This is a genomic window from Microbacterium sp. MPKO10 (genome assembly GCF_026107415.2).
In the GTDB taxonomy this organism is placed as follows: Bacteria; Actinomycetota; Actinomycetes; order Actinomycetales; family Microbacteriaceae; genus Paramicrobacterium.
Map to the genome: position 1 here is coordinate 142,210 of NZ_JAPCHX010000006.1, position 18,611 is coordinate 160,820.

The 18,611-nt window shown below is 62.2% G+C and carries 19 protein-coding genes; 13 read left to right on the forward strand and 6 right to left on the reverse strand.

Going from position 1 to position 18,611, the window contains the following annotated elements; all coding sequences use genetic code 11:
• Window positions 1-24 precede the first annotated feature (24 nt).
• Genes OK352_RS14235 through OK352_RS14250 form a run of 4 tightly spaced genes read left to right on the forward strand, consistent with a single transcriptional unit; the run spans window position 25 to window position 4,300 of the window.
• Window positions 25-1,365: a hypothetical protein gene (locus OK352_RS14235; protein ID WP_265142162.1), complete on the forward strand. Its 1,341-nt coding sequence runs from the start codon at window positions 25-27 to the stop codon at window positions 1,363-1,365.
• A gap of 30 nt (window positions 1,366-1,395) precedes the next feature.
• Window positions 1,396-2,703 carry a histidinol dehydrogenase gene (gene hisD, locus OK352_RS14240; protein WP_265142163.1) on the forward strand — a complete coding sequence of 436 codons (1,308 nt, stop codon included), beginning with the start codon at window positions 1,396-1,398 and terminating at the stop codon, window positions 2,701-2,703.
• Window positions 2,704-2,732: 29 nt separating this feature from the next.
• Window positions 2,733-3,221: a transcriptional regulator NrdR gene (gene nrdR, locus OK352_RS14245; protein WP_265142164.1), complete on the forward strand. Its 489-nt coding sequence runs from the start codon at window positions 2,733-2,735 to the stop codon at window positions 3,219-3,221.
• A 44-nt stretch (window positions 3,222-3,265) separates the two neighbouring features.
• The gene (locus tag OK352_RS14250; protein WP_265142165.1) at window positions 3,266-4,300 is read left to right on the forward strand and encodes a quinone-dependent dihydroorotate dehydrogenase; all 1,035 of its coding nucleotides are present in this window, start codon (window positions 3,266-3,268) and stop codon (window positions 4,298-4,300) included.
• On the opposite strand, the gene OK352_RS14255 is transcribed toward OK352_RS14250, so the two are convergent.
• Window positions 4,301-4,882 (reverse strand): DUF3043 domain-containing protein, encoded by a 582-nt coding sequence (locus OK352_RS14255; RefSeq protein WP_265142166.1) that lies wholly within the window; start codon window positions 4,880-4,882, stop codon window positions 4,301-4,303.
• Between the two features lie 39 nt (window positions 4,883-4,921).
• On the opposite strand from OK352_RS14255, the gene OK352_RS14260 reads away from it, so the two are divergent.
• The 5 genes from OK352_RS14260 to OK352_RS14280 all read left to right on the forward strand — a co-directional run bounded on the left by OK352_RS14260 (window position 4,922) and on the right by OK352_RS14280 (window position 10,001).
• Complete coding sequence (locus OK352_RS14260) at window positions 4,922-6,319, forward strand: dipeptidase (protein WP_265142167.1); 1,398 nt, start codon at window positions 4,922-4,924, stop codon at window positions 6,317-6,319.
• Between the two features lie 85 nt (window positions 6,320-6,404).
• Window positions 6,405-6,767 (forward strand): iron-sulfur cluster insertion protein ErpA, encoded by a 363-nt coding sequence (erpA, locus tag OK352_RS14265; protein WP_265142168.1) that lies wholly within the window; start codon window positions 6,405-6,407, stop codon window positions 6,765-6,767.
• A 176-nt stretch (window positions 6,768-6,943) separates the two neighbouring features.
• A complete protein-coding gene (coxB, locus tag OK352_RS14270; RefSeq protein WP_265142169.1) occupies window positions 6,944-7,849 on the forward strand; it encodes an aa3-type cytochrome oxidase subunit II in 906 nt (301 codons plus the stop codon).
• 4 nt (window positions 7,850-7,853) lie between these two features.
• Window positions 7,854-9,575, forward strand: a complete 1,722-nt coding sequence (gene ctaD / locus OK352_RS14275; RefSeq protein WP_265142174.1) for an aa3-type cytochrome oxidase subunit I — start codon at window positions 7,854-7,856, stop codon at window positions 9,573-9,575.
• 3 nt (window positions 9,576-9,578) lie between these two features.
• Complete coding sequence (locus tag OK352_RS14280; protein ID WP_265142175.1) at window positions 9,579-10,001, forward strand: cytochrome c oxidase subunit 4; 423 nt, start codon at window positions 9,579-9,581, stop codon at window positions 9,999-10,001.
• 308 nt (window positions 10,002-10,309) lie between these two features.
• Here OK352_RS14280 and OK352_RS14285 read toward each other — a convergent pair whose 3' ends face one another.
• From OK352_RS14285 to OK352_RS14305, 5 genes are all read right to left on the reverse strand, one after another.
• Window positions 10,310-10,528 (reverse strand): hypothetical protein, encoded by a 219-nt coding sequence (locus OK352_RS14285; RefSeq protein WP_265142176.1) that lies wholly within the window; start codon window positions 10,526-10,528, stop codon window positions 10,310-10,312.
• A gap of 195 nt (window positions 10,529-10,723) precedes the next feature.
• Complete coding sequence (locus OK352_RS14290) at window positions 10,724-12,343, reverse strand: cytochrome bc1 complex cytochrome b subunit (protein WP_265142177.1); 1,620 nt, start codon at window positions 12,341-12,343, stop codon at window positions 10,724-10,726.
• Window positions 12,340-13,428: a cytochrome bc1 complex Rieske iron-sulfur subunit gene (locus OK352_RS14295; protein WP_265142178.1), complete on the reverse strand. Its 1,089-nt coding sequence runs from the start codon at window positions 13,426-13,428 to the stop codon at window positions 12,340-12,342. The genes OK352_RS14290 and OK352_RS14295 overlap by 4 nt, the downstream gene beginning before the upstream one ends.
• 43 nt (window positions 13,429-13,471) lie before the next feature.
• Window positions 13,472-14,272, reverse strand: a complete 801-nt coding sequence (locus OK352_RS14300; RefSeq protein ID WP_265142534.1) for a cytochrome bc1 complex diheme cytochrome c subunit — start codon at window positions 14,270-14,272, stop codon at window positions 13,472-13,474.
• A gap of 37 nt (window positions 14,273-14,309) precedes the next feature.
• Window positions 14,310-14,924 (reverse strand): aa3-type cytochrome oxidase subunit III, encoded by a 615-nt coding sequence (locus OK352_RS14305; RefSeq protein WP_265142535.1) that lies wholly within the window; start codon window positions 14,922-14,924, stop codon window positions 14,310-14,312.
• A 158-nt stretch (window positions 14,925-15,082) separates the two neighbouring features.
• Between OK352_RS14305 and trpD the strand changes: the two genes are divergently transcribed.
• From trpD to dhaM, 4 genes are read left to right on the forward strand one after another with little or no spacing between them, the layout of a single operon-like run.
• Window positions 15,083-16,174, forward strand: coding sequence for an anthranilate phosphoribosyltransferase (gene trpD, locus OK352_RS14310; protein WP_265142179.1), 1,092 nt, complete (start codon window positions 15,083-15,085; stop codon window positions 16,172-16,174).
• A gap of 57 nt (window positions 16,175-16,231) precedes the next feature.
• A complete protein-coding gene (gene dhaK, locus OK352_RS14315) occupies window positions 16,232-17,233 on the forward strand; it encodes a dihydroxyacetone kinase subunit DhaK (protein WP_265142180.1) in 1,002 nt (333 codons plus the stop codon).
• A 40-nt stretch (window positions 17,234-17,273) separates the two neighbouring features.
• The gene (gene dhaL, locus OK352_RS14320; RefSeq protein ID WP_265142181.1) at window positions 17,274-17,915 is read left to right on the forward strand and encodes a dihydroxyacetone kinase subunit DhaL; all 642 of its coding nucleotides are present in this window, start codon (window positions 17,274-17,276) and stop codon (window positions 17,913-17,915) included.
• The gene (gene dhaM, locus OK352_RS14325) at window positions 17,912-18,601 is read left to right on the forward strand and encodes a dihydroxyacetone kinase phosphoryl donor subunit DhaM (RefSeq protein ID WP_265142182.1); all 690 of its coding nucleotides are present in this window, start codon (window positions 17,912-17,914) and stop codon (window positions 18,599-18,601) included. The genes dhaL and dhaM overlap by 4 nt, the downstream gene beginning before the upstream one ends.
• Window positions 18,602-18,611 lie beyond the last annotated feature (10 nt).

Consider the following 18,611-nt stretch of genomic DNA (forward strand, 5'->3'; position numbering starts at 1 on the left):
TACGATGATGTGGAGTATCACGCTATGACCAACCAGCATCCGGCATCAGGCTGGAATCCCGCTCAACAACCGACGCCGCACCAGGGAGCACCCGTGCCGCCGTCGCAGTACGGTGCGCCTCAGCGTCCGCAGGGATACCCGGCTCCGCAGCCGCAGGGATACCCGGCGCCTCAACCGCAGCGGTCGCCGTCGGACAGCATCCTGGTTGGACCGTTCACGCTGCGTGAGCTGATTCTCTTTATCGCCGTCGTGCTGGTGCTGGTCTCGTCCTTCCTGCCGATGATCGCGAGCAGCTTCGGAAGCGGAACGAATCTGTGGAACCCCGTCTGGCCGCTCGCCATTCCGGGGGCGCTCCTGCCAGTCGCCGCCGCTGTCCTGGTGCTGATCCGCAGACTTGCGCCCGGTGTTCGGATGCGCGTCGGTTCATTGTCGGTCGACCAGTTTGCCTCGGTCACCGCGATCGTCTCGGCTGCGACGTACCTCGGCGTTACATTTGTCGTCCTCGGTCTGGGGCAGGCTGTCGGGGGCGGCTTTGGCTTCGTTTCGGTGTCGCTGAGCTTCGGGCCGCTCCTCGGCCTCCTGTTCTCACTCGTCTTCGTCGCGGTCACCACCTGCGCGACGTTTATCCCGCCGTTCGCCGCAGACTTCCGCGGTCGAGACGTCGTCGACGCACACGTGACGGCGCGTCAGGCTAAGCCGATCGCCCGTGCGCCTAAGCCCGCACCGATGCCCGGATACCAGGCCCCCATGCCGCAGCCTGGTGGGTACGGACAGGCACCGGGCCCGTATGCGGCGCCCACCGGTCACACATCTGCCCCCGAGGCGCAGGCACCCCAGTCGCCGTACGCAGCTCCGTCCCCACGTTTCTCTGCGCCGGTGGTCGGAGCACCTGCAGATGCGCCGCAGGACGAACGCACGGGCAACCCGGCAAACGAACAATCGGGCACCGAGTCGGCCGATGGTCAGCACGGAGCATCAGCAGTGCCGGAACCCCAGTCGGTTGCCGAGCCAGTGGCACCGTCGTCAGATCAGACTGACGTGCCCGCAGAGGAACCGGCTGACGCATCGGCGTCTGGGGCTGAGAGCGGTGGCCACGTCGATGATCACGCGTCGGGCACCGGGTCTGCTCCGGTGAGTGCATCGGGGCACGTCAACGGCGCGTCGTCGCACAGCGCGTCGCCGTTCTGGGTCTGGTCGCCGCATCCGCGCCCCGTCCTGGACGAGGCAGGCGGAGAGCAGCTGTTCGAGATCGGACCTGATGCCTGGGCGCTGGCCGTCGAAGAACGGGACGATGCTCTCGTGATCCGGCACGACGACGGACGTGTGGGCATCCTCACCGATATCGGGGGCCTGACGCGAGGCTGACGCGTCGGGCACCGGTATGATGATCAGCAAATGATCTCGCTTATCGACCTGCGCTCGCGCGACCTCAGCCATGCTGACGTGCTCTCCGCGCTTCCGCGCCCGACCGTTGACGTCTCCGTCGCCAGTGACTCTGCTGAGAAGCTGATCAGCGCCGTGAGATCCGGCGGCTCTGCCGCTCTTCTGGAGCAGGCTGAGCGCTTCGACAGAGTCCGCCCGACAGCGCTGCGCGTGCCGCAGAAAGACATCGACGGTGCCGTGCTGACTCTCGACCCGTCCGTCCGAGAAGCGCTGACCGAGGCCATCGGTCGTGTTCGCCGTGCGACAGCGGCGCAGATCCCGCCGCAGCGGCGCACAGAAATGGGTCACGGGGCTTCCATCGTGCAGCGGTGGCAGCCCGTCGAGAGGGTGGGCCTGTACGTGCCCGGAGGAAAGGCTGTCTATCCCTCGAGCGTCGTGATGAATGTCGTCCCCGCTCAGGTGGCCGGGGTGACGTCGATCGCTCTCGCGTCGCCGGCGCAGCGCGAGTTCGACGGGGGAGTGCACCCGACGATTCTCGGGGCTGCCGGTCTGCTCGGCATCACCGAGGTCTACGCCATGGGCGGTGCCGGGGCGATCGGCGCGTTCGCCTATGGCGTTCCCGATCTGGGCCTCGCCCCGGTCGATGTGGTCACCGGCCCCGGCAACATCTATGTGGCCGCCGCGAAACGACTGGTGCGTGGTCAGGTCGGCATCGACTCCGAGGCGGGGACCACAGAGATCCTCATCATCGCGGACGGCACCGCTGATGCCCGCCACGTCGCAGCCGATCTGGTCAGTCAGGCGGAGCACGATGACGCGGCAGCATCCGTGCTCGTCACCGACTCGCCACGCCTCGCCCACGAGGTCACCAGCCGACTTGACGAACTGGTGGAGGCGACAGCGAACGGTGACCGTGCACGTCGAGCGCTGAGCGGCCCGCAATCCGCCATCGTGCTGGTGTCGGACATCCCGACCGCGGCTGAGGTCAGCAACGCCTATGGCCCGGAGCACCTGGAGATTCAGACGCACGATCCGCACGGCACCCTGGAGCACATCACGTCAGCCGGGGCGATCTTCTTGGGCAGTTACACCCCGGTGAGCCTCGGTGACTATCTGGCGGGATCGAACCACGTGCTCCCGACAGGAGGGCAGGCACGGTTCGCCGCCGGGCTCGGCGCATACACGTTTCTCCGGCCGCAGCAGATCATCGAATACGAAAGAGCGGCGCTTCAGTCAGCATCCGCATCGATAGTGGCTCTCGCGAACGCCGAGCGGCTCCCCGCTCACGGCGAAGCCGTCACCGAACGGTTCGAGGCGTAAGCCGATCCCGAGAGGGAGTTTGGAAGACCATGCACTGTCCCTTTTGCCGACACCCCGATTCGCGGGTCATTGATTCGCGCACGAGCGACGACGGGCTCTCGATTCGGCGCAGACGCCAGTGTCCCGAATGCGGTCGGCGCTTCAGCACGACCGAAACATCGAGTCTGAATGTGATCAAGCGCAGCGGAGTCGTCGAATCGTTCAGCCGGGACAAGGTCGTCTCCGGAGTTCGAAAGGCCTGCCAGGGACGGCCCGTGACAGACTCAGATCTTGCTGTTCTCGCCCAACGGGTCGAAGAGGCGATCAGGCAGACGGGTACGTCGCAGATCGATGCCAATGACATCGGTCTGGCCATTCTGACGCCACTGCGCGAATTGGACGAGGTGGCCTACCTGAGGTTCGCGAGTGTCTACCAGGCATTCGACTCGCTTGAGGACTTCGAAGAGTCCATCGCGGCGTTGCGCCGCGAGCATTCATCCTCTGCCTCCCCTGAGGGCGACGAGGGCGAGAATCGGTGACCGGATGCTGGACCAGGCGGTCCCGCCCCAGAAAGGCTGACTGAATGTACCGAACGCTGTTCTCGCTATTCCTGTCCCGACTCGATCCAGAGGTCGCCCATCACCTGGCCTTCATTGCGATCCGGCTTCTCCCGCGTATCGGGATCGGGCCGCTCGTGCGGCGGTTCACTCGCCCCGACCCATCTCTGCGGGTGAACGCCCTTGGCCTCACGTTCGATTCGCCCTTCGGCGTGGCCGCAGGGTTTGACAAGAACGCCGAAGCGATAGCCGGGTTGGGGCAGCTGGGATTCGGGCACGTTGAAGTCGGTACGGTGACGGCGCGCCCGCAGCCGGGTAACCCGCGCCCGCGGCTCTTTCGGCTGATACCCGATCGCGGAATCATCAACCGGATGGGATTCAACAACCGAGGGGCAGAAGATGCTGCGCCACGTCTTGCCCGCGCTCATCGCCGCAGAGCTCGTCCGGTCATTGGCGTGAACATCGGCAAGAGCCGGGTCGTCGACGTCGCGGATGCCGACGATGACTACGTCGCCAGCTGCCGCATGGTCGCTCGCCTCGCCGATTACCTGGTCGTCAACGTGTCATCGCCGAACACCCCGGGACTCCGCGGTCTGCAGGACCGTGACCGTCTGCAGCCGCTTCTCGAGCGGCTCAACTCCGAGTCGGGGGAGACGCCGCTGCTGGTCAAGATCGCTCCGGACCTCGCGGATGACGAGATCGAGAACATTTGCGACTTGGTCGTGCGTACGGGCCTGGCCGGGATCGTCGCGACGAATACGACACTCTCGCGCGAGGGGCTGACGACGGATGCTGGAGTCGTTGAGGCGGCGGGCGCTGGCGGACTCTCCGGCGCACCGCTCGCAGCTCGGTCACTCGAGGTTCTGCATGTCATCCGAGCTGTCGTTCCCGAGGATCTGTGTGTGATCTCGGTCGGCGGAGTCGAAACCGGAGCCGACGTTGCCGAACGTCTCGAAGCTGGGGCCACGCTCGTCCAGGGGTACAGCGGTTTCATCTACGAAGGACCGCTGTGGGCACGGGCCATCAATCGTGAGCTTGCGAGACTCACGATCGCACACTGATCAGCGAGGATACTCTCCGCGTGCCGACTGAGGTTTCGGCAGGCGCAGCTTGCGCAGCTGAATCATGCGCATCGCCGCGTACCAGCGGACACCGCGCTCCACGCGCGTCTCTCCGAACTTCTCGCGCAGCAGTTTGCGCACGCGCAAGCCCGCGAAAATGCACTCGATCACCATGATGAAGAAGAACACCCACAGGGCGAACATCCCGTACACCTGAATCTGGGGGATCGGGATGAATGTGGCAACGATCACCAAAAACATGAAGGGGAGCATGAACTCGCTGAGGCTCGTGCGTGCGTCTACCCAGTCGCGCACGTAGCGCTTCTGCGGCCCTCGATCGCGTTCGGGGAGGTATCGCTCGTCGCCATTGGCCATCCCGATGCGTGCGCGCTCGCGCTGGTCGGCCATCTGGGCACGTGCGCGCTGACGCGCCTCTTTGCGGTCATTGGGCACGAGCGGACGCTTATTCGCCGCTACCTGCTCGCTGCGTTTTGGCGTCGGAGCGCCCTTCTTGCCACCGCTGGTGACAGCATCCGGACTCTCTGCCGTGTCGGGTATATCGTCTGAAGTCTTCTTGGTCACGTGATCCTCGGTTGTTTGCGTGCTCTTAAGATTACCTGCATGACTGTTTCCACAGAGAATGTCCCAGGCAACGGTGACGATCTGGCCAGGCTTGTCACCGAGAGCATGCCGGAAAGTATCGCCGATTTGAGCAAACTGGTGCGGATCCCATCAGTGTCGTGGTCCGCGTTCGACCCTGCACACGTTCAGCGCAGCGCCGAAGCTGTTGCCGATCTGGTCCGTGCGACGGGTGTCTTCGAGACCGTCGAGATCTCACGGGCGCCGATCGCCGGGAAGTCCGAGCTTGGTCAGCCTGCCGTGCTGGCCCGTCGTGAAGCACGAAACGGAAAGCCGACGATCCTTTTGTACGCGCACCATGACGTGCAGCCGCCTGGTCGGGATGAGGACTGGGACACCGCACCGTTCGAACCCGTGGTGAAAGGCGACCGTTTGTACGGGCGAGGCGCCGCCGACGATAAGGCGGGCGTGATGACTCATATCGCCGCGATTCGAGCGATTGCGGCTGCGCATGGCAATGATCTCGACGTGGGGCTTGCTCTGTTCATCGAAGGGGAGGAAGAGTTCGGCTCCCGATCGTTCTCTGCCTTCCTCGATCAGCATCGTGACACCCTGGAGGCCGACGCGATCGTCGTTGCCGATTCCGACAACTGGACGACAACGACCCCTTCGCTGACGGTGAGCCTTCGCGGCAACGTGACTTTCCGTCTTGACATTCGCACGCTTGACCACGCGTCGCATTCCGGAATGTTCGGCGGAGCCGTCCCTGACGCCATGATGGCGACGATTCGGCTGCTGAACACCCTCTGGAACGATGACGGATCCGTGGCCGTGAGCGGCTTGACGAGCAGAGATGCAGAGACCCCTGAATTCGACGAGGCGCAATTACGAGTCGACGCAGGACTGCGACCGTCGGCATCGCTCACCGGCTCGGGGGAGATCCTCGGGCGGATGTGGAACAAGCCGGCGATCACCGTGACAGGAATGGACGTTCCCGATGTGGGCAGTGCCTCGAACACCTTGCTGCCGCAGGTCTCCGTGCGCGTCAGCGCCAGGATCGCGCCCGGTCAGAACGCTGAGGACGCATACCGGGCGTTGGAAAAGCATCTTCACGACAACATCCCTTTCGGGGCCGAAATCTCGATCGACGACGTCGACACCGGGAGTCCGTTCCTCGTTGACACATCAGGGCCGTTGGTAGCCGCCGCACTCGACGCTATGCGAGCCGGGTGGGGCGAAGAGCCGGTGAGCACCGGCATCGGTGGTTCGATCCCGTTCGTCGCAGACCTGGTATCGACATTCCCCGACGCAGAAATTCTCATCACCGGCGTTGAAGACCCGGATACACGCGCGCACAGTCCTAATGAGTCGCTTCATCTCGGCGTGTTCCGTCGGGCGATCCTTACGGAGGCGATTCTGCTGGAAACATTGAACGGATGATCACGAGACTCGACACTTTCTCGATCAAGGCGAGTAGCATGGCCGAAGATCCCCATACCGGGGCGCACACATCACGAGGAGAGTCATGAGCGACACACTGACCACTCAGAACCCGACGAAGGCACACGGCGTCGAGCTGACAGACACCGCGTCTTCGAAGGTGAAGAGCCTTCTGGAGCAGGAAGGCAGAGATGACCTTCGCCTGCGGGTGGCAGTACAGCCGGGCGGCTGCTCGGGTCTTATATACCAGCTGTACTTCGACGAGCGGTTGCTCGATGGCGACGAGACCGTCGATTTCGGCGGCGTCGAGGTGATCGTTGACAAGATGAGCGTTCCGTATCTCGACGGGGCTGTGATCGACTTCGAAGACACCATCCAGAAACAGGGATTCACAATCGATAACCCGAATGCGCAAGGAAGCTGCGCGTGCGGGGACAGTTTCGCCTGATTGAGGCGAAAGCATCGCAGACGGGGCAGGCGGATTTGACGCCTGCCCCGTCTTTTTCTGTTCCGGCCCCGGAACGTAAGCCGATTTTGTGACCTCGGCCACGGCGTTGGTGACGCGAACCGTTCGTAATCGGGCTAGACTAGCTGTGATTTACCAGTGTCTTCGAAAGGTCCCAGGTGCGCTCGAATAGACGACTCCGCTGGGCTGCACTGCCGATCGGCATCGCTCTCACAGTGATGCTGGCCGGCTGCACGCAAGCTGAGCTTCACGGTTTCCTCCCCGGCTTCATCGAGGGGGAGAAAGCCGTGACCAACCATGCTGAGACCGTCGCCACGTTGTGGACATCCTCGTGGATCGTCCTGCTGGGCGTCGGTCTGCTGACGTGGGGGCTCATCATCTGGGCAATCGTCGTGTATCGGCGGCGCAAGGGGCAGACGGGCCTGCCTCCGCAGCTCAGATACAACATGCCGATCGAGATCTTCTACACTCTCGTGCCGCTGATCCTCGTGATCGGCATGTTCGCCTTCACCGCCCGTGACCAGACGGCTATCGAAACGCAGTACACCGACGACGAAGCGGATGTTGTCGTTGAGGTGTACGCGAAGCAGTGGGCTTGGGACTTCGTTTATGACGACGCTGTCGACGGTCAGCAGGTGTGGAGCGCTGGTGTTCAGGCGGACGAGGCCGAAGACGGCACGATCGACCAGGACAAGCTCCCGACCCTTTACCTGCCGGTTGATTCCAAGGTCAAGATCGCGCTGAATTCCCGTGATGTCGCTCACTCTTTCTGGGTCGTTGACTTCCTCTACAAGAAGGACATGTATCCGGGCAAGACCAACTACATGTCGTTCGAGACACAGCGAGAAGGCACATACGCCGGTAAGTGCGCAGAGCTCTGTGGCGAATACCACTCGCTCATGCTGTTCAACGTGAAGATCGTGTCCCAGGCCGAGTATGAGGCTCACCTCGATGATCTCGCCGCGAAGGGACAGGTCGGGGATTACGGCGCGGAGTACGACCGGAACCAGAACATGCCCGATGACGAGAAGTCGTCGGTAGACAAGAGGGAAGAGGGGGAGTAGACCGTTGTCGACAGTAACGGACTTGCCCGAGGGACAGGCGAAGGTGGTCAACCAGTCACAGGTTGAGCACAAGGGAAACATCCTCGTCAAGTGGATCACCTCAACAGACCACAAGACGATCGGGTACATGTACCTCATCGGATCTTTCGTGTTCTTCTGCATCGGCGGCGTGATGGCTCTGATCATCCGCGCCCAGCTGTTCGAGCCTGGTCTCGATCTGGTTCCGACGAAAGAACAGTACAACCAGCTGTTCACCATGCACGGCACGATCATGCTCCTCATGTTCGCGACCCCTCTGTTCGCCGGATTCGCAAACGTGCTCATGCCGCTTCAGATCGGTGCCCCTGACGTCGCATTCCCACGGCTCAATGCCTTCGCGCTCTGGCTCTACCTGTTCGGAAGCATGATCGCTGTCGCGGGTTTCTTGACGCCGCAAGGTGCTGCCGCGTTTGGTTGGTTCGCGTACACGCCTTTGTCGAGTACCACGTTCTCGCCGGGCGCCGGGGGGAATCTCTGGGTCTTTGGCCTTGGTATGTCTGGATTCGGGACGATCCTTGGCGCTGTGAACTTCATCACGACGATTATCACCATGCGTGCGCCCGGCATGACGATGTTCCGCATGTCGATCTTCACCTGGAACACGCTCATCACCTCTCTGCTGATCCTGATGGCGTTCCCGGTCCTCGCGGCCGCGTTGTTCGGGCTCGGTGCCGACAGAGTATTTGACGCGCAGATCTTCAACCCGGCGAATGGCGGAGTGATCCTCTGGCAACACCTCTTCTGGTTCTTCGGGCATCCCGAGGTGTACATCATCGCGCTGCCATTCTTCGGCATCGTGTCAGAAGTGTTCCCTGTCTTCAGCCGGAAACCGATCTTCGGATACAAGACACTCGTGTACGCGACTATCTCAATTGCGGCGCTCTCTGTCACCGTGTGGGCGCACCACATGTATGTCACTGGGTCCGTCCTGTTGCCGTTCTTCTCCTTGATGACAATGCTGATCGCTGTTCCGACGGGCGTGAAGATCTTCAACTGGATCGGCACAATGTGGCGAGGATCGATCACCTTCGAGACGCCAATGCTCTGGGCTATCGGGTTCCTCATCACGTTCACCTTCGGAGGACTGACAGGTGTCATCCTCGCCTCACCGCCCCTTGACTTCCATGTCTCGGACACATATTTCGTCGTTGCGCACTTCCACTACGTGGTGTTCGGCACCGTTGTGTTCGCGATGTTCTCCGGGTTCTACTTCTGGTGGCCGAAGTGGACAGGAAAGTTGCTGAACGAGCGACTGGGCTACTGGCACTTCTGGTTGCTGTTCATCGGGTTCCACACCACATTCCTCGTGCAGCACTGGCTCGGCGTGATGGGCATGCCACGCCGATACGCGACGTACTCGCCTGACGATGGGTTCACCTGGATGAACCAGCTCTCGACATTTGGCGCGATGATCCTCGCGGTGTCGATGATCCCGTTCTTCTTGAACGTGTACATCACCGCACGACGTTCGCCAAAGGTCACCGTCGACGACCCCTGGGGTTATGGAGCATCGCTGGAGTGGGCAACGAGCTGCCCGCCACCACGGCACAACTTCACGTCGATTCCCCGGATCCGCTCCGAGCGACCCGCATTCGACCTCAACCATCCCGAGACCATGATGCCGGTGGGGCAGGCGGCCATCAACACGACGCAGTCCAGCTCGGATGCAGACGGAAAGGGAAACTGACCTATGGTCGCGAATATTCGCATCTTTTGGACGATCGCCGTTTTCTTTCTGCTGGTGTGCGGCATGTACGCGGTCTGGGGTGTGCTTGATCCGCTCCAGGCAGGCATTGAGTGGGCAGGAACAATCGCGCTCGGCCTGGTTGCGATTCTTGCCGGTCTCATCGCGTTCTATCTGGGGCTTGTCCACCGCAGCCAAGGGGGCGTGCTGCCCGAGGATCGCGTAGACGCAAATATCGATGATGGTGACCCTGAGCTCGGGCATTTCAGCCCGTGGAGCTGGTGGCCGGTTCTCCTCGCGGGGTCAGCTGGTTTGGTTCTCCTTGGACTCGCCGTCGGCTTCTGGGTGTCGTACCTCGCCGTGCCGCTTGTCGTGATCGCCCTTGTCGGCTGGGTTTACGAATACTACCGAGGATATTTCGCCCGCTGAGGCGGCGTACAGCCACGAGAAGGGCGGGGACACTTATGTGTCCTCGCCCTTCTTTTGCCGCTACGTGCTCGGTACACGTCACGTCGAGTGCGGTGCAGCTGGCCCACGGGACGTGACCATTCAACGTGTTCATACGCCATGACCGTTGATATAGGGTGGCCGTTTTCTGCGGTGGCCGTCCACGACGTGCATGGCATTCTGGGCAACGCACGTGCAGATGATTCGGAGAGTAGCGCGTCCCCGAGGGCCCTCCTGTATTTGGCAGTGCGGAGAACTTACGCACAACGGAGGCTTCTCCTTCTGTGTGTTCAGGCCGGTTTCATCTGCCAACGTTCTCCACTGCCACGCACGAAGAGCGATCCCTGGGCAGGACGGGCGCTCATGGGGTTGCTCCGATGAGCGATGACACCGAGCTCGATCTTCGTGACGGGGAGCTCGGCCGATTGTCTGCGGCCGATGACGGATCCATGCCCGAGGTTGTTTCCGTGACCGCTGCCGGATCCCGCGCTCGTGTGCGGACGCGACACTGCCTGTGCGTTCCGGAGAGCCCTGGTCGAGGGGTGGCGCACACGGAGAGCGTACGTGGTCGAGTGCGAACCAACACGTGCTCGGGGGAGAGGGTTCCCGCAGCAAGCGACCGGCTGGGTCCGCATAAGCGGCGCATACGCACAGAGAAAAGGGGCCGGGCAACAAGTAGTTGCCCGGCCCCTCATGGCTCGCGCCTAGTGCTGGTCGTGGGACCTGTCGATCTCCGTCTGGGTGACGGGAGCGATGCGATCCTCGAAGAACCATCTGGAGAGTGCGGCACGGAAGCGCTGCCCGGTTGTGATCTTGCCGCGAGAATTCGGACGGATCATGAGGGGCTTGTAACTGTCGTGACTGACGAGCTTCCAGCGCTCGTACTCGTCAACGGGCTGGTGCACCTCGATGTATTCACCGCCGGGCAACCTGACGATACGACCGGACTCGTACCCGTGCAACGCAATCTCGCGGTCCTTCTTCTGAAGTGCAAGGCAGATGCGCTTTGTCACGAAGTATGCGATGAACGGCCCGATGACGAGCATCGCCTGAAGGGCGTGGATGACGCCTTCCATCGTCAGCTGGAAGTGGGTGGCGATCAAGTCCGAGCTCGCTGCCGCCCAGAGAGCGGCGTAGAACGTCACACCAGCAGCACCGATTGCTGTGCGCGTGGGCGCGTTGCGCGGGCGGTCGAGCAGGTGGTGTTCGCGCTTATCTCCCGTGATCCATCCCTCAATGAACGGATACAGAAGAACGAGCACGATGAACACGCCGATGACCAGCAACGGCAGAATGATGTTGAACGACCACGTATGGCTCAGCCAGACGAATTCGAGATGCGGCGGAACAAGCCTCAACGCTCCATCGGCAAATCCGATGTACCAGTCAGGCTGCGTTCCCGCAGAGACAGGGGATGGGTCGTAGGGACCATAATTCCAAACCGGGTTGATCGTGAAGAGCGACCCGATCAACGCGATGATGCCGAAGACGATGAAGAAGAAGCCACCGGCCTTCGCAGCGTAGACGGGAAGGACGGGGAACCCGACGACGTTTCTCTGGGTCTTTCCCGGTCCGGGATACTGCGTGTGCTTATGGACCACGACAAACATCAGGTGCAAGGCGATGAAGAGCACAACGATGGCCGGAAGCAACAAAATATGCAGGGTATACAAACGCCCCACGATTTGATCACCCGGGAATTCGCCACCGAAGACCAGATATGACGTCCAGGTCCCAATGAGGGGGATGCCCTTGACCATTCCATCGATAATGCGCAATCCGTTACCCGATAGCAGATCATCGGGGAGGGAATAGCCTGTGAACCCTTCAGCCATGGCAAGGATGAACAGCACAAAACCGATCACCCAGTTGAGCTCGCGTGGCTTCCGGAAGGCACCAGTGAAGTAAATGCGCAACATGTGAAGGCCGATGGATGCGACAAAGAGGAGAGCCGCCCAGTGGTGGATCTGCCGCATGAGCAGACCGCCGCGGATATCAAACGAGATGTCAAGCGTTGATGCCATGGCGGCCGACATCTCGACGCCCTTGAGAGGTACATACGAGCCGTCGTAGTGGACCTCAGCCATTGACGCCTGGAAGAAGAACGTCAGGAAGGAGCCCGAGAGGAGAATGACGACGAAGCTGTACAGCGCGACCTCGCCGAGCAGGAACGACCAGTGGTCCGGAAAGACCTTGCGGCCGAACTCCTTGACTGCTGCGGAGATACTCGTGCGCTCGTCGATGTAGTTCGACGCTGCGGCGGTGAAACCGCCGGAGGCTTTCTTCGCCTCAGGGGATGACGTTGTTGCTGTGGTGGTACTCAATGACGCTCCCAGAAGCTCGGTCCGACAGGCTCAGTGAAATCGCTCTGTGCGACGAGATATCCCTCGTCATCGACGGTGATCGGGAGCTGCGGAAGAGGACGTGCGGCCGGCCCGAAGATGACCGCGCAATGGTTCGTGACATCGAACTGTGACTGGTGGCAGGGGCAGAGCAGGTGGTGCGTACGCTGCTCGTACAGAGCCACAGGGCATCCGACGTGCGTGCATACCTTCGAGTAGGCGACGATTCCGTCGTACGACCAGGTTTTGCGCTCTTCAACTTCATGCAGCTGATCGGGCTGCAGCCGCATGAGGAGCACGATAGCCTTAGCCTTCTCCTCCAGCATTCCGTCGGAATGCGATATGTCAGAGAGGCCGTCTGGAATGACGTGGAAAGCCGACCCGAAGGTGACGTCAGCCGCCTTGATCGGGGCACCGTCTGGGTCACGCGTCAGACGGGTGCCCTTCTCCCACATCGTCTGGCTCAGCAGTGCGACGGGCTCGGTGTCTTTGCCCTCGGGAGCGAGACCGCGGAACAGCGCGATGGCCGGCAATGGGAAGGCGATCAGCGCGCCGAAGAGCGAGTTGCGGATCATCGACCGTCGTCCGAAACCAGACTCCTTGTTCGCTGTATCGAAAATCTCCACAGCCGTCTGACGCGTCTCGTCAGAGCCACGCACAGGATGGCGGATATCAATCGATTCTTCGTCAGCCATGAGCGCCTTGCCCCAGTGGACAGCGCCGATTCCGAGCGCCAGCAGCGCAAGCGCGATTCCCAGGCCGATGAAGAGGTTGTTGAGCCTGACGGATCCGAGATCGCCCGGTGTGATCGGGAAGGCCATGTACGCGGCAACTGCCCAGACACTTCCGACGATCGACAGATAGAAGAGCGTGTATACGGTTCGTGCCGCGCGCTTCTCCTTCTTCGGGTCGAGGTCGGTGACGCGCTTCCGGTGCGCGGGAAGACCGGGGTTCTTCACCGCATCCGGTGCCACGACTGCCGTTCCGGTCGACGCGCCCGGAACGGCGATGTGGGCTGACGAATCGTCAGCGGCGAGATCCTTGCCGCTGTTGTCGTCCTGTGCCATTCTGCTCCTTCTTACAGGTTTTCGAGTCTGTGATCTGCCGGGGTCAGTTCGACTTCGCCGTGATCCACACGGTGATCGCGACGATGCTGCCGAGTCCGAAGATCCAGATGAAGAGTCCTTCTGAGACCGGGCCGAGAGAGCCGAGTCCGAAACCACCGACGGACGGGGTGTTCTCCGCGTACTTGAGCGCCGTGATGATGTCGCGCTTGTCTTCAGGCGACAGATTGGCGTCGTTGAAGACCGGCATGTTCTGCGGGCCGGTGATCATCGCCTCGTAAATGTGCGCTTCACTGACTCCCGTGAGTGGCGGGGCGAACTTTCCTTCGGTGAGCGCACCACCGGCACCTGCAACGTTGTGGCACATGGCGCAGTTGATCCGAAAGAGCTCGGCACCATTGGCAGCGTCGCCCTGCGCGTCAAGATACTTCTCGTCCGGAATGCCGGGTCCAGGAGCGAACGAAGCAACGTACGCGGCAAGCGCCGAGGTATCACTCTCGCTGAACTGCTTCGGCTTGACGCGCGCCTGCGGACCCTGCATCTGCAGAGGCATCCGGCCCGTACCGACCTGGAAATCGACAGACGCCGCGCCGACACCGATCAAGGTGGGCCCGTTTTCTGTGCCCTCGAGGTTCATCCCATGGCATGTCGCACAGTTTGCGGCGAAAAGCTTCTCACCATGTTGAAGCTGCTCTTGCGACGAAGGCTCAGCCTCGTCAGCGGATGCAGTGGCAGAACTGAACGCGGCGTAAGCGCCGCCAGAGAAGAGAAGGCCGATCGCGATGAGAGCAACGTTTGCGAGGGGGTGACGGCGCCCCTTCTTCGACGTTTTCGCCGCTGTGGCCATACTTGTGCGTGACATACGTGCTGACTGCTTTCGAAATCTATTGAAGAACGTAAATGACGAGGAAGAGGCCGATCCAGACCACATCGACGAAGTGCCAGTAATACGACACGACAATCGCTGTGGTCGCCTCTTTGTGCGCGAATGTCTTGACAGCGAACGCGCGACCGATGACGAAGAGGAAGGCAAGGAGACCGCCGGTCACGTGAAGGCCGTGGAACCCGGTCGTCAGATAGAACGCAGAGCCGTAGGCACTGGACGAGAACGTGATGCCCTCGCTGACGAGCGTCGCGTACTCCCAAACCTGCCCGCCGACGAAGATTGCGCCGAGCGCATAGGTGAGGAAGAACCACTCGACCATGCCCCATTGCGTCGGTTTCCAGCCGGTGGCACGCGACTGCATGCGCTCGGCAGCGAAAACTCCGAACTGGCAGGTGAACGACGAGGATACGAGGATCAACGTGTTCACGGTTGCGAACGGGACGTTGAGAATCTCCGTCGACGACTCCCAGAGGACGGGGGAGGTGGAGCGCAGGGTGAAGTAGATGGCGAAGAGGCCAGCGAAGAACATGACTTCGCTACCGAGCCAGACGATGGTTCCGACCATCACGGCGTTCGGCCTCTTCAACGCGGCTGCGCTGGGGGCATAGTTCATTGAGGTGCTCGTCACAGTTCCATTATGGCCGATATTCGTCAGGATTTTTCGCACGACGAGCCGGGGTGCTCCCCAAGACGGCAGGAATCACCCTTAAAACCGCCAGTTAAACACCTCTGAGTTCACCCGGGAGGGGCAGCGCCGATAAGATCGGCCTCATGTCCGAACGTATGTCATGGCCGCCTCTTTTCACTCAACTCCTCTCGAATGAGAACCTCAGCGTCTCTGAGGCGACATGGGCGATGCAGCAGATTATGACGGGGGATGCGACTGAAGCGCAGATTTCCGCATTCCTCATTGCGCTGCAGGCCAAAGGAGAGACTGTCGACGAGATCGTGGGATTCCGCGACGCGATACTTTCTGCGGCAGTGCCGCTCCCGGCTAATTCGATGGCGCTCGACATCGTCGGGACGGGTGGGGACCGCTTCGGAACATTCAACATCTCGTCGACGGCGTCGATCATCATCGCCGGTGCTGGAGTGCCGGTGATCAAGCACGGAAACAAGGCGGCGAGCAGCAAGTCAGGCTCCAGCGATGTGTTTGCTGCGCTCGGCATCGACCTCACGCTGAAGCCTGAAGAAGTCGTGGCAGTCCTTGAGGAGGCCGGGATCACGTTCGCCTTCGCATCGGCGTTTCACCCGGGATTCCGCCATGCGGGAAAAGTGCGTGCCGACCTCGGCATCCCCACGGTCTTCAACTACCTTGGCCCGCTCTGCAACCCGGCCCGGCCCGAGGCGTCGGCAGTCGGCGTGGCGCAGCTCGATCGCGTGCCGCTCATCGTCGGCGTATTCCAGACGCGCGGCGCGACAGCGCTGGTCTTCCGCGGAGACGACGGACTCGACGAGCTCACGACCACGGGGCATTCGCACATTTGGGAGGTTTCGCGCGGTCTCGTCACCGAACACGATCTGGATCCGCGCGACCTGGGGATCGAACTCGCGTCGATCGATGATCTTCTGGGCGGTGACGCCGAGTACAACGCTGATGTTCTGCGCCGTGTTCTCGCGGGAGAGACGGGGCCTGTGCGTGACATCGTGCTGCTGAACGCGGCGGCAGGCATGGTCTCGTACCGGCTCGAAGAGGATCCCGCGCAGTCGGAACGACGCATGGTCGACCGCTTCGCCGAGCAATTGGAGATCGTTCGGGAAACTGTCGATTCGGGGGCCGCGGCGGCCAAGCTCGAGGCCTGGGTCGCAGCATCCGCCCGCCACTCGTCGCAAGACCTACCCGAAGCGTCGCCAACAGCGTAGTTTGAAGAGTGCAGGCATCCCCGAGCCGCACATGATCATCGCTGGAGGAGAGTTCCAATGAAGAAGCTCATCAATGACCCGAAAGACGTCGTTGCGCAGTCTGTGGAGGGGTTCGCGGGCGCGCACGCCGACCTCGTCCGGGCGGAATTCGACCCGACGTTCGTGGTCCGCGTCGATGCCCCTGTCGCGGGTAAAGTCGGGATCGTCAGCGGCGGAGGAAGCGGGCATGAGCCGTTGCACGCCGGATTCGTCGGGTTCGGGATGCTGGATGCCGCCGTCCCCGGCCCGGTGTTCACATCGCCGACGCCGGACCCGATCGTCGCGGCGACGAAAGCTGTCGATGCCGGTGCCGGAGTTCTGCACATTGTGAAGAACTACACCGGAGACGTTCTTAATTTCGAAACGGCCGCTGACCTTGCCTCCGCTGACGGGATCGACGTCGAATCGGTTGTTATCGATGATGACGTTGCTGTGCAGGACTCGCTGTTTACCGCAGGCAGGCGCGGCGTCGCCGGTACTGTGCTCGTCGAGAAGGCCGCGGGCGCTGCCGCGCAGCGCGGTGATTCGCTCGCCGAGGTCGCCGAGATCGCCCGCCGTGTGAACGCCAACGTCCGTACCATGGGCGTTGCGCTCACGCCGTGCGTCGTTCCGCATGCGGGGGAGCCGAGCTTCGCCCTCGAAGATGACGAGATCGAGATCGGGATCGGGATCCACGGAGAACCCGGGCGCGAGAAGATCGGGCTCGAGACCGCCGACCGCATCGTCGACAGGCTGCTCGAGCCGATTCTGTCTGACCTCGGAATCGAATCAGGCGACAATGCCCTTCTCCTGGTCAATGGCATGGGCGGCACACCCCTGATCGAGCTGTACATCGTCTACCGGCATGCGGCGCAGGTGCTTGCCGACCGCGGAATCACTGTGGCGCGAAATCACGTCGGCAATGTCACGACGTCGTTGGAGATGCAGGGCGCCTCGCTGAGCGTTTTGAAGCTCGATGACGAGCTCACAGACCTGTGGGATGCTCCCGTGCAGACATCGGCGCTGCGCTGGGGCCGATAAGCCACGCCAGAGAAGACACCGGAAGGCAAGGAGTGTGACGATGACAGTCGACGCATCATGGGCGCGGGAATGGCTCGTCCAAAGTGCAGCCGTGATCGCAGAGAACCGGAGCGAACTGGTTCGTCTCGATCGGGAGATCGGAGACGGTGATCACGGGGAGAACATGGATCGCGGGTTTCAAGCCGTGCTGACGGCGATTCGGGATGCCGATGACGCCGCGACGGTTTCCGGCATTCTGAAGCGCGTGGCGTCGACTTTGATCTCGACGGTCGGAGGCGCTGCGGGCCCCCTCTACGGAACGGCCTTTCTCAAAGCATCCGGGGCTGTCGCTGGCACTGCAGAACTGGGGTCTGACGATATCGTTGCCCTGCTCACAGCAGCCCGAGACGGAATCGTGCTGCGGGGAAAGGCAGAGTCCGGCGACAAAACGATGATCGATGCGTGGACTCCAGCCGTCGACGCTGCGGAGAGAGCGGCGAGCGATGGCGCCAGCACCGCTGACGTTCTCGACGCGGCTGCGCAAGCGGCGGAGGGCGGCGCCGCAGCCACGGAGCCCTTGGTGGCTCGCAAGGGGCGGGCGAGCTATCTGGGGGAGCGCGCGATCGGGCACCGAGACCCGGGCGCGCAATCCACGGCACTGATTTTGCGGGTTGCCGCAGACGTGGCGAAGGACGACGCGTGAGCGTCGGCCTGGTGATCGTCTCGCACAGCTCAAAGATCGCCGAGGGGACTGTGGAGCTTGCGGTGCAGATGGCGCCCTCAGTGACGATGCGCCCCGCGGGTGGCACCGATGAGGACGGAATCGGGACGAGTTTCGACAAAGTCTCGCGGGCCCTCGGCGAGGCTGAGTCGGGCGATGGCGCCGTGATTCTGTGCGATCTGGGCTCCGCGGTTCTCACCGCAGAGACCGCACTCGACTTCCTCGATGAGGATGAGCGCAGCAGGGTCACGATTGCGGATGCGCCACTTGTTGAGGGAACGGTTGCCGCTGCTGTCGCCGCGGAGACCGGGGGAGACATCGCCGCTGTTGTCGCCGCCGCCGAGCACGCGGGCCGTGGTGGACCGAGTGGTACAAGCGAGGCGGCCGTGACGGAAACCGCTGAACCAGGTGGTCCAGTGACTCGGACCGTCACACTGGTGAATCGCGATGGCCTGCACGCGCGCCCCGCCGCTGACTTCGTCAAGAAGGCGAGTGAGTTCGACGCGCATGTCACAGTGAACGGCGTCGACGCGAAGAGCCTGCTGGGCATCATGTCCCTGGGGCTGGTGAAGGGGCGTGACGTGGATTTGTCCGCAACCGGTCCCGACGCCAGCACGGCGGTCGCAGACCTGGCAGAGTTGATTGAAACCGGCTTCGGCGAAAAGTGACAGTGGGAGG

Bases quoted from the DNA above. Each gene is read 5' to 3' on its own strand.
- OK352_RS14235 (WP_265142162.1), top strand. From the start codon at position 25: ATGACCAACCAGCATCCGGCATCAGGCTGGAATCCCGCTCAACAACCG.
- hisD (WP_265142163.1), top strand. From the start codon at position 1,396: ATGATCTCGCTTATCGACCTGCGCTCGCGCGACCTCAGCCATGCTGAC.
- nrdR (WP_265142164.1), top strand. From the start codon at position 2,733: ATGCACTGTCCCTTTTGCCGACACCCCGATTCGCGGGTCATTGATTCG.
- OK352_RS14250 (WP_265142165.1), top strand. From the start codon at position 3,266: ATGTACCGAACGCTGTTCTCGCTATTCCTGTCCCGACTCGATCCAGAG.
- OK352_RS14260 (WP_265142167.1), top strand. From the start codon at position 4,922: ATGACTGTTTCCACAGAGAATGTCCCAGGCAACGGTGACGATCTGGCC.
- erpA (WP_265142168.1), top strand. From the start codon at position 6,405: ATGAGCGACACACTGACCACTCAGAACCCGACGAAGGCACACGGCGTC.
- OK352_RS14280 (WP_265142175.1), top strand. From the start codon at position 9,579: ATGGTCGCGAATATTCGCATCTTTTGGACGATCGCCGTTTTCTTTCTG.
- OK352_RS14295 (WP_265142178.1), bottom strand. From the start codon at position 13,428: ATGGCACAGGACGACAACAGCGGCAAGGATCTCGCCGCTGACGATTCG.
- OK352_RS14300 (WP_265142534.1), bottom strand. From the start codon at position 14,272: ATGGCCACAGCGGCGAAAACGTCGAAGAAGGGGCGCCGTCACCCCCTC.
- OK352_RS14305 (WP_265142535.1), bottom strand. From the start codon at position 14,924: ATGAACTATGCCCCCAGCGCAGCCGCGTTGAAGAGGCCGAACGCCGTG.
- trpD (WP_265142179.1), top strand. From the start codon at position 15,083: ATGTCCGAACGTATGTCATGGCCGCCTCTTTTCACTCAACTCCTCTCG.
- dhaK (WP_265142180.1), top strand. From the start codon at position 16,232: ATGAAGAAGCTCATCAATGACCCGAAAGACGTCGTTGCGCAGTCTGTG.
- dhaL (WP_265142181.1), top strand. From the start codon at position 17,274: ATGACAGTCGACGCATCATGGGCGCGGGAATGGCTCGTCCAAAGTGCA.